Source organism: Streptomyces sp. NPDC004658, assembly GCF_040609555.1.
Classification (GTDB): Bacteria; Actinomycetota; Actinomycetes; order Streptomycetales; family Streptomycetaceae; genus Streptomyces.
In genome coordinates this window covers 1-10,324 of record NZ_JBEXKG010000212.1, presented here as the reverse complement: position 1 = coordinate 10,324, position 10,324 = coordinate 1, and the positions used below count along the sequence as shown (strand labels likewise).

Below are 10,324 nucleotides of genomic sequence, written 5' to 3'. Positions count from 1 at the left end.
GCGGTGCGCGGCGGCCTTGCGGTCGCGGCGGCTGCCCTGGGCCCCGTCCCGGCCCCTCCGGCCCGCCGGGGCGGCCCCGTCCTCACCGGCGTCGCCGGCCTCCGCCCCGTCCGCTTCGCCGGGCTCCGCCTCCCCCGGTTCCGGTTGTCCCGCACGCTCCGGCTCCCCGGGGACGTCAGGGGTGCCGGGCGCCCCTTCGTACGGCGCCTCCTGGGCCGTCGGCGTCTGCGCGTACCCGTGCTCGTGCCCGCGCGGGTGCGTGGCCGGCGCGGTCGCGGGGGTGGCGAGCCGGTCGGCCGGAGTTCCGCACCCCGGGCAGGCCAGGGCGCCGTTGAGGTGCCGTCGGCACGGGAGGCAGTAGTCCATGACGCGGGAAGACTAAAGTCCGCGCGGTTCCGCTTCCAGGCGTCGCTGTGAAGGTTTGGTGCGGGATCGAAAGAGTTCTCGAAAGCCTTGCCGAAACTGTTACCTGTTCGACCCATTGACACCCCCGCCGGACCGTCCTTACTGTCACGCCAACATTTCGAACGTGTGACGAAATCTCGAACAGCTGAGGGGCAACTGCCGTGCGCATCACCGGAATCAGCACGCACGTGGTCGGCACGCCGTGGCGCAACCTGACCTACGTCCAGGTGCACACCGACGAGGGCATCACGGGAGTCGGCGAGACCCGGATGCTCGGGCACACCGACGCGCTGATCGGCTATCTGCGCGAGGCCGAGGCCAACCACATTCTCGGATCGGACCCGTTCGCTGTCGAGGACCTCGTGCGCCGGATGAAGTACGGCGACTACGGCCGGGCCGGCGAGATCGTCATGTCCGGCATCGCCGTGATCGAGATGGCGTGCTGGGACATCAAGGGCAAGGCGCTGGGCGTGCCGGTGTGGCAGCTGCTCGGCGGCAAGGTCACCGACAAGGTCAAGGCGTACGCCAACGGGTGGTACACGACCGAGCGGACCCCGGAGGCGTACCACAAGGCGGCGCGGGGCGTCATGGAGCGCGGCTACAGGGCGCTGAAGATCGACCCCTTCGGCACCGGGCACTTCGAGCTGGACCACCAGGAGACGCTGTACGCGGTCTCGCTCATCGAGGCCGTGCGGGACGCGATCGGCCCGGACGCCGAGCTGATGCTGGAGATGCACGGCCGCTTCTCCCCCGCCACCGCCGTCCGGCTGGCCAAGGAGATGGCGCCCTTCAAGCCGGCCTGGCTGGAGGAGCCGGTGCCGCCGGAGAACCTGAAGGCGCTGGAGAAGGTCGCGGCCAAGGTGGACACGCCGGTCGCCACCGGGGAGCGCATCCACGACCGGATCGAGTTCCGGGAGCTGTTCGACAGCCAGGCCGTGGACATCATCCAGCCCGACGTCGGCCACATCGGCGGCATCTGGGAGACCCGGAAGCTGGCCGCGACCGCCGAGACGCACTACATGCTCGTCGCCCCGCACAACGTGGGCGGTTCGGTGCTCACCGCCGCCTCCCTCCAGGTCGGGTTCACCTCCCCGAACTTCAAGATCCTCGAGCACTTCAACGACTTCGCGGACGCGGAGATCAAGAAGGTGGTCAAGGGTGCGCCGCAGGTGAACCCGGAGGACGGCTGCTTTCACCTCTCCGACGCGCCCGGGCTCGGCGTGGAGCTGGACGTCGACGCGGCGGCGGAGTTCCCGCAGCAGCAGGCCCGCTTCGACCTGTGGGCCGAGGGCTGGGAGCAGCGCAAGCCGAAGGGCACGAAGTGAGTTCCCAGGTCCTCGTCGAGGCGCCGGGCGTGCACCGGGTGGAGGCCCACACGCCCCGGCAGCCCGGCCCCGGCGAGGCACTGGTCGCGGTGCACGCGGCCGGTATCTGCGGCAGCGACCGCGAGGTGTACCAGGGCAACCGGCCGGAAGGGTATGTGCGGTATCCGCTCACGCCCGGACACGAGTGGTCGGGGACGGTCACGGCGGTGGGTGCCGGGGTTCCCGGCTCGCTCGTCGGCCGCAAGGTCGTCGGCGAGGGCTTCCGCAACTGCCAGGTGTGCGAGCGCTGCCACGCGGGCGAGACCACGCTGTGCTCGGCCGGGTACGAGGAGACCGGCTTCACCCAGCCGGGCGCCATGGCCGCCACGCTGACCCTGCCCGCCCGGCTGCTGCACGTCCTGCCGGACGACGCCGACCTCACCGCCGCCGCCCTGCTGGAGCCGGCCGCCTGCATCGCGGCCGCCGCGCTGAAGGCGAACGCCCAGCCGGGCGAGCGGGTCGCGGTGGTCGGCACGGGCACGCTGGGCATGTTCGCCGTGCAGTTCCTGAAGGCGGTCTCGCCGGCGGAGCTGCTCGTGGTGGGCACGCGGGGCGACCGGGAGGAGCTGTCCCGGCGGTTCGGGGCGAGCGACTTCCGGCTGAAGGACGAGAAGTTGCCCGACGACTTCGACGTGGTGATCGAGACCGCCGGGTCGGCGTCCGCCGCGCGCACCGCCGCCGCGCTGCCGCGGCGCGGCGGGCGGCTGGTCCTCACCGGGATTCCGGCGCCGGGCGCGGACGGGCTCGACCCGACGGACCTGGTCGTACGGCAGCTGGAGGTGCACACCGTCTTCGGGGCGCCACCGGAGGCCTGGGCGCACGCCGTGCGGGTGTTCGGCGCCGGGCTGCTCGACCCGCTGCCGCTGGTCACCCACGAGTTGCCGCTGACCGACTTCCCGCGGGCCATCGAGCTGGTGGGGGCCGGTGATCCCCAGGTGGGCAAGGTGCTGCTCCGTCCCTGACCGTACGCCGGTCGGGGCGTGACCTGACGACGCCCCGACCGGCGTACACCCGGCGCTTTTTCCTACCCAGAGCCGCGAACCTCGTCCGAAATACCGAACACGAAGGACAGCTTGTGACCGACGCTTCCGCCCCGGCAGCCCGCAGGCCCGGCGAGCAGGTGCTCGCCGCACTCGGCCTCGGCGCGCCCGCCCTCGACCCCGCCGACGCCTCCACCCACAGCTTCCCGGGCGGCGGTCGCTGGCGCACCGAGATCCCCTCGTGCGAGGGTCCCGAAGCGCTGGCGGTCGTCCTCAAGGAGGCCTCGCGCCTGGACGTGCCGATCCACCGGATCAGCCAGGGCAGCGGCGTGTGGATGCTCACCGACGCCGAGATCACCGAGATGGTCGACGCCACCAGCGAACGCGACATCGAGCTGTGCCTGTTCACCGGCCCGCGCGGCACCTGGGACATCGGCGGCTCGGTGCGGTCCGACTCGCGGGGGGCCGGGCTGCGCGCCCGGGGCCACGACGCCGTCGCCGGCTGCGTCGAGGACGCCGTCCGGGCCACCGAACTGGGCGTCAAGTGCCTGCTGGTCGCCGACGAGGGCGTGCTGTGGACCCTGCACCGGGCCCGCCAGGCCGGCATCATCCCGGCCGACACCACGCTGAAGGTCTCGGCGCTCATCGGCCCGGTGAACCCGGCCTCGTACGCCGTGTACGAGCGGCTCGGCGCCGACTCCGTCAACGTGCCCAGCGATCTGACGCTGGACCACCTCACCGAGATCCGCCGGGTCTCCGGCGCCCCCATGGACATGTACATCGAGGCCCCCGACGACCTCGGCGGCTACGTCCGGATGTACGAGGTCGCCGAGCTGATCCGGCGCGGCGCACCGCTCTACCTGAAGTTCGGTCTGTCCAAGGCCCCCGGCATCTACCCGTGGGGCACCCATCTGCGGGACGTGACCCTGGACACCGCCCGGGAGCGGGTGCGGCGCGGCCGGCTCGCCCTGGACCTGCTCGCCCGGCACGGCGCGGACGGCGACATGGCGCCGCTCGGCTCCCGCATGCCCGGGACGCTCCACCGCTTCCCCGTCGAAGCATCCGCTCCTCTCACCTCCGCTCCTCTCAACGACGAGAACGACAAGGACTGATCCCACATGCGCAACCGCAGAGCCGCCCTCGCCGCGATAGCCGGAGCCGCCTCGCTCGCCCTCACCCTCACCGCCTGCGGCCAGAGCGGGGAGGGCGGCAGCAAGGACAAGTCGGGCGACGTCAAGGGCGCCACCATCGGCATCGCCATGCCGACCAAGTCCTCCGAGCGCTGGATCTCCGACGGCAAGAACGTCGTCAAGGACCTTCAGGCCAAGGGGTACAAGACCAAGCTGGTCTACGGCGAGGACGACCCGGAGCAGCAGGTCTCCCAGATCGAGAACCTGATCACGCAGGGCGTCAAGGGCCTGATCATCGCGGCCATCGACAACAAGTCGCTGAACAGCGTGCTCCAGCAGGCCGCGGACGCGCACATCCCGGTCATCTCCTACGACCGGCTGATCCTCGGCACCAAGAACGTCGACTACTACGCCTCGTTCGACAACGAGAAGGTCGGCACCCTCCAGGGCCAGTACCTCGTGGACAAGCTCGGGCTGAGCAAGGGCAAGAAGGGCCCCTTCAACATCGAGCTGTTCGCCGGCTCCAACGACGACAACAACACCAAGTACTTCTTCGGCGGCGCCATGAAGGTGCTCCAGCCGTACATCGACAAGAAGCAGCTGGTCGTCAAGTCCGGGCAGACCCAGCTCAACCAGGTCGTCACCCTGCGCTGGGACGGCACCACCGCGCAGAAGCGCATGGAGGACATCCTCACCTCGTCCTACAAGAGCGGCCGGGTCGACGCGGTCCTCTCGCCGTACGACGGCATCTCCATCGGCATCCTGTCCGCCCTCAAGTCGGACGGCTACGGCTCGGGCAGCAAGCCGCTGCCGGTCATCACCGGCCAGGACGCCGAGCTGGCCTCGGTGAAGTCGATCATCGCCGGGCAGCAGACGCAGACCGTCTACAAGGACCTCCGCAAGCTCGCCGAGGTCGCCGCCACGATGATGGACGACTCCCTGAAGGGCAAGAAGCCCGAGGTCAACGACACCAAGACCTACGACAACGGGACCAAGGTCGTGCCCGCCTACCTGCTCCAGCCGGTGAGCGTCGACAAGAGCAACTACAAGCAGGTGCTGATCGACGGCGGTTACTACACCGAGGCCGACCTCAAGTAACCCGCCCATTTCCTACGGATTGGAAGGCACGACCATGGCGGGACCCGTCCTGGAAATGCGCTCGATCGTCAAGACCTTTCCCGGTGTCAAGGCGCTGTCGGACGTCACCCTGACCGTCCGACAGGGCGAGGTCCACGCCATCTGCGGGGAGAACGGCGCCGGCAAGTCCACCCTCATGAAGGTGCTCTCCGGCGTCCACCCGTACGGCAGCTACGAGGGGGACATCCTCTTCGAGTCGGAGATCTGCCAGTTCAAGGACATCCGGGCCAGCGAGCAGCACGGCATCGTCATCATCCACCAGGAACTGGCGCTGGTGCCGCACCTGTCCATCGCGGAGAACCTCTTCCTCGGCAACGAGCACGCCACGCGCGGACTCATCAACTGGCGCGAGACCCTGCGCCACGCCACCGAGCTGCTGCGCCGGGTCGGTCTGGACGAGCACCCGGAGACCCGCGTCGCCGACATCGGCGTGGGCAAGCAGCAGCTGGTGGAGATCGCCAAGGCGCTGTCCAAGCAGGTGAAACTGCTGATCCTGGACGAGCCGACGGCCGCCCTGAACGACGAGGACAGCGACAAGCTCCTCGATCTCATCCTGGAGCTGAAGAACCAGGGCATCACCTCGATCATCATCTCCCACAAGCTCAACGAGATCCGCAAGGTCGCCGACTCGGTGACGATCATCCGGGACGGGCGGTCCATCGAGACCCTCGACGTGAAGGCGCCGGAGACGACCGAGGAGCGGATCATCGCCGGCATGGTCGGCCGCGACCTCGACCACCGCTTCCCCGAACGCACCCCGCACCAGCCGGAGGAGGGCGCGGCGCCGGCGCTGGAGATCCGCGGCTGGACCGTGTTCCACCCGATCGACCAGCAGCGCAAGGTCGTGGACGACGTGTCCCTGAGCGTGCGCCGCGGCGAGATCGTCGGCATCGCGGGCCTGATGGGCGCGGGCCGCACCGAACTCGCGATGAGCGTCTTCGGGCGGACCTACGGCCGGTACGCGGCCGGCACGGTCCTGAAGGACGGCACGGAGATCCGTACGAAGACGGTGGCGGAGGCGATCGGGCACGGCATCGCGTACGTCACCGAGGACCGCAAGCACTACGGCCTCAACCTCATCGACACCATCAACCGGAACATCTCGCTGACCGCGCTGGACAAGGTCGCCAAGCGGGGTGTGGTGGACGAGCACGAGGAACGGCAGGTCGCCGAGGGCTTCCGGAAGTCCATGAACATCAAGGCGCCCACGGTCTTCGAGCCGGTGGGCAAGCTCTCCGGCGGCAACCAGCAGAAGGTCGTCCTCAGCAAGTGGATCTTCGCCGGACCGGACGTGCTGATCCTCGACGAACCGACCCGCGGCATCGACGTGGGCGCCAAGTACGAGATCTACACGGTCATCGACCAGCTCGCCGCCCAGGGCAAGGCGGTCGTCTTCATCTCCTCCGAGCTTCCCGAGCTGCTCGGCATGTGCGACCGCATCTACACGATGGCCGCCGGGCGGCTGACCGGTGAGGTGCAGCGGGCCGAGGCCACGCAGGAAGTGCTGATGCGCCATATGACGAAGGACAAAGAGGTAACGCGATGAGCACGGATGTGACCGCCAAGAGCCCGGCCCCCGCGCCGCCGGGCAGGAGCGGACCGGCTGCCGACGGGGGACTGCTCGGCGTGGTGCTGGCCGGCCTGCGCCGCAACATGCGCCAGTACGGCATGCTGATCGCGCTCGGCCTGATCGTGGTCCTCTTCGCGGTCTGGACCGACGGGGACCTGCTGCTGCCGCGCAACGTCTCCAACCTGGTGCTGCAGAACAGCTACATCCTGATCCTCGCGATCGGCATGATGCTGGTGATCATCGCGGGGCACATCGACCTGTCGGTCGGCTCGCTCACCGCGTTCGTCGGCGCCTTCGCGGCCGTACTGACGGTGCAACACGGGATCTCCTGGCCCGTCGCGCTGGTGCTGTGCCTGGTGGTCGGCGCGGTCGCCGGCTCGATCCAGGGCTATCTGATCGCCTATCTCGGCATACCGTCGTTCATCGTCACCCTCGCCGGGATGCTCCTCTTCCGCGGCCTCACCGAGATCCTGCTCAAGGGGCAGACCCTCGGCCCGTTCCCGGACGGACTGCAGAAGCTCGGCAACGGCTTCCTGCCCGAGGTCGGCCCGAACACCAACTACCACAACCTCACCCTGCTGCTCGGGCTCGTCCTGATCGCGGCCGTGGTGTGGCAGGAGTTCCGGGACCGCCGCCGCCAGCAGGAGTTCTCCCTGGACGTGCTGCCGACCCGGCTGTTCCTGCTCAAGCTGACCGCCCTGGTCGCCGCGATCCTCGTCCTGACCCTGCTGCTCGCCAGCTACAAGGGCGCCCCGATCGTGCTGATCATCCTCGGCGCGCTGGTCGTCGGCTACGGCTACGTCATGCGCAACGCGGTCTTCGGCCGGCACATCTACGCGATCGGCGGCAACCTGCCGGCGGCCAAGCTGTCCGGCGTGAAGGACAAGAAGGTCACCTTCTACGTCTTCCTGAACATGGGCGTGCTCGCGGCCCTGGCGGGTCTGGTGGTCGCCGCCCGGCTGAACGCGGCCTCGCCGAAGGCGGGCGTCAACTTCGAACTGGAGGCCATCGCCTCCTCGTTCATCGGTGGCGCGTCCATGAGCGGCGGTGTCGGCACCGTCCTCGGCGCCATCATCGGCGGTCTCGTCCTCGGCGTTCTGAACAACGGTATGAACCTCCTCAGCGTCGGCACCGACTGGCAGCAGGTCATCAAGGGCCTCGCCCTGCTGGTGGCGGTCGGGTTCGACGTGTGGAACAAGCGCAAGTCCGGTTCGTAAGCGCCCAGAAAACGGAGCCGCATCCATGGAACTGAACAGACGCACGGTCATGGCCGGAGCAGCCGCGGCGGGCCTCGCCGCCACCACCCTCGGCGGCACCGCCGCGGCCGCCACGGGAAGGAAGCCGGTGAAGGAGCTCTTCGGCACGCTCGCCGACGGCACGAAGGTGTACCGCTGGTCCCTGGAGAACGGCGGCACCCGGATGAAGGTGCTGTCCTACGGCGGCATCGTCCAGACCCTGGAGCTGCCCGACCGGCGCGGCCGGTACGCCAACGTCGTGGCCGGGTTCGACAACATCGCCGACTACGTGGCGAAGAGCCCGTACTTCGGCGCCCTGATCGGCCGCTACGGCAACCGCATCGGCAAGGGGCAGTTCACGCTGGACGGCACGGCGTACCAGCTCTCCGTGAACGACGGCGTCAACAGCCTGCACGGCGGGGCCAAGGGCTTCGACAAGCACGTGTGGCACGTCGAGCCGTTCGCCAAGGGCTCCGACGTCGGGCTGCACCTGCACTACACGAGCGTCGACGGCGAGATGGGCTACCCGGGCACGCTGCGGACGACGGTGACGTACACGCTCACCCGGCACGGCGACTGGCGCATCGACTACACGGCCACCACCGACAAGGCCACCGTCGTCAACCTCACCAGTCACGTCTACTGGAACCTGGCCGGCGAGGGCAGCGGCACGATCGAGGACCACGAACTCACGATCGCCGCCTCCCGCTACACCCCGACCGACTCCGGCCTGATCCCCACCGGCGAGCTGGCCAAGGTCGCGGGCACCCCGTTCGACTTCCGGCACGCCAAGCCCATCGGCCGGGACATCCGGGCGGGCCACGAGCAGCAGGTGCAGGCCAAGGGGTACGACCACAACTGGGTGCTGGACAAGGGGATCACGGCGAAGCCCGAGCACGTGGCCACCCTGCGCGACCCGCGCTCCGGCCGCACCCTGAAGATCGCCACCGACCAGCCGGGCCTGCAGTTCTACTCCGGCAACTTCCTCGACGGGACGCTCACCGGCACCGGCGGCCGCACCTACCGGCAGGGCGACGCCCTGTGCCTGGAGACGCAGCACTTCCCGGACTCGCCGAACCACGCGAACTTCCCGTCCACGGTGCTGCGGCCGGGGCAGACGTACCGGACGTCGACCCTGCACACCTTCGGGGCGTGAACCGGCTCACACCGCCGGTGAGTTGAACGCCACTGCCGTCCCCTCCGTATCGAAGGGTGGCCCGTGCTCCCCCGCACGGGCCACCCTTCGACGGAGGTTCCCTTGCCTGACAACGTCACCTCGTTGTTCCGCAACACCGCCGCGCACAGCCCTTCGATGGCGGCGCTGACGCGGGAGAGCGACGGGTCGGGCCCGGTGGACTTCTGCATCCCGTGCAACCCCTACTTCCCCACTCCCGCCATGTTCGAGGAGATGGGCACCCGGCTGCGCGAGATCGTCACGTACTACCCCAGCAGCGCCGACACCATCACCGCGGAACTGTGCGAGCTGCTCCAGCTCCCGCCGCAGTGCGTGGCCATGGGCAACGGCTCCACCGAGCTGATCACCTGGATCGACCACCTCCTGGTCCGTGAGTCCCTCGCCGTGCCCGTGCCCACCTTCGGCCGCTGGACCGACCAGCCGATGGAGACCGGCAAGCGGGTCGACATGTTCCCGCTCCAGGAGGCGAACGGCTTCGCCCTGGACCTCGGCCAGTACGCCGAGTTCCTCCGCGCCCGCCGCACCCGGGTGGCCGTGATCTGCAACCCCAACAACCCCGACGGCGGCTACCTGCGCCGCCAGCAGATCGTGCAGTTCATGGACGCCATGGCGGACCTCGACCTGGTGATCGTGGACGAGTCCTTCCTGGAGTTCGCCGACGCGGAGGCCGAACCGAGCGTCGTCCAGGAGGCCATGCTCCGCCCCAACGTGATCGTCCTGCGCAGCCTCGGCAAGAACTTCGGCCTGCACGGCATCCGCTTCGGCTACCTCGTCGCCAACCCCGCGCTCGCGGGCAAGGTCCGCTCGATGCTGCCGAAGTGGAACCTCAACTCCTTCGCCGAGCACGTCGTGTTCATGCTGAAGGAGCACGGCGCCGCGTACGCGCAGAGCCTGACGCAGGTCCGCCGCGACCGCCTGGAGATGGCCAGCCACCTCTCCGCGCTCCCCGGCCTCACCGTCTACCCCTCCCAGGGCAACTTCCTCTTCGTGCGCCTGCCCGTCGGCGCCGAGGGCACGGTGGTGCGGGACCGGATGCTCACCGAGCACCGGATCCTGGTCCGCGAGTGCGGCAACAAGATCGGATCCTCCAGCCGCTTCCTGCGGCTCGTGGTGCGCCCCCAGGTCGACGTGCGTCGCCTGGTGTCCGGCCTGGAACAGGTGCTCTACGGGTCCAGGAGGGGAGCCGCCGTACCCGAGCCGGGCACCGGGACCAGCTACAGCTCGGGTACGGCGGCGGTCGACCGGCTGGTCAGCGAGACCAACGGGGCCGGCATGCGGCTCGCACCAGCCGGCCCCGCTCCGGCCGCC

General features: G+C 69.5%; 8 protein-coding genes and 1 pseudogene. 8 read left to right on the top strand and 1 reads right to left on the bottom strand.

The genetic code is table 11. The features are described 5' to 3' along the window. Positions 1–366 (bottom strand): annotated as a pseudogene (locus ABZV94_RS37285) (hypothetical protein); the annotation flags it as partial. 200 nt (positions 367–566) lie between these two features. On the opposite strand from ABZV94_RS37285, the gene ABZV94_RS37280 reads away from it, so the two are divergent. The 8 genes from ABZV94_RS37280 to ABZV94_RS37245 all read left to right on the top strand — a co-directional run. After that, entirely contained in the window at positions 567–1,730 is a 1,164-nt protein-coding gene (locus tag ABZV94_RS37280) for a mandelate racemase/muconate lactonizing enzyme family protein (protein ID WP_356348722.1), read from the top strand. Continuing rightward, positions 1,727–2,731 carry an alcohol dehydrogenase catalytic domain-containing protein gene (locus tag ABZV94_RS37275; protein WP_356348720.1) on the top strand — a complete coding sequence of 335 codons (1,005 nt, stop codon included), beginning with the start codon at positions 1,727–1,729 and terminating at the stop codon, positions 2,729–2,731. Before ABZV94_RS37280 ends, ABZV94_RS37275 begins: the two co-directional genes overlap by 4 nt. 113 nt (positions 2,732–2,844) lie before the next feature. After that, a complete protein-coding gene (locus ABZV94_RS37270; protein WP_356348718.1) occupies positions 2,845–3,861 on the top strand; it encodes a hypothetical protein in 1,017 nt (338 codons plus the stop codon). Positions 3,862–3,867: 6 nt separating this feature from the next. Next, complete coding sequence (gene chvE, locus ABZV94_RS37265; RefSeq protein WP_356348716.1) at positions 3,868–4,977, top strand: multiple monosaccharide ABC transporter substrate-binding protein; 1,110 nt, start codon at positions 3,868–3,870, stop codon at positions 4,975–4,977. A gap of 34 nt (positions 4,978–5,011) precedes the next feature. Beyond that, entirely contained in the window at positions 5,012–6,562 is a 1,551-nt protein-coding gene (gene mmsA, locus ABZV94_RS37260; protein WP_356348714.1) for a multiple monosaccharide ABC transporter ATP-binding protein, read from the top strand. Further along, positions 6,559–7,803 carry a multiple monosaccharide ABC transporter permease gene (mmsB, locus tag ABZV94_RS37255; RefSeq protein WP_356348712.1) on the top strand — a complete coding sequence of 415 codons (1,245 nt, stop codon included), beginning with the start codon at positions 6,559–6,561 and terminating at the stop codon, positions 7,801–7,803. The genes mmsA and mmsB overlap by 4 nt, the downstream gene beginning before the upstream one ends. A gap of 25 nt (positions 7,804–7,828) precedes the next feature. Then, positions 7,829–8,977 (top strand): aldose epimerase family protein, encoded by a 1,149-nt coding sequence (locus ABZV94_RS37250; RefSeq protein WP_356348710.1) that lies wholly within the window; start codon positions 7,829–7,831, stop codon positions 8,975–8,977. A gap of 102 nt (positions 8,978–9,079) precedes the next feature. Further along, a partial coding sequence (locus tag ABZV94_RS37245; protein WP_356348708.1) for a histidinol-phosphate transaminase occupies positions 9,080–10,324 on the top strand: 1,245 nt, incomplete at its 3' end.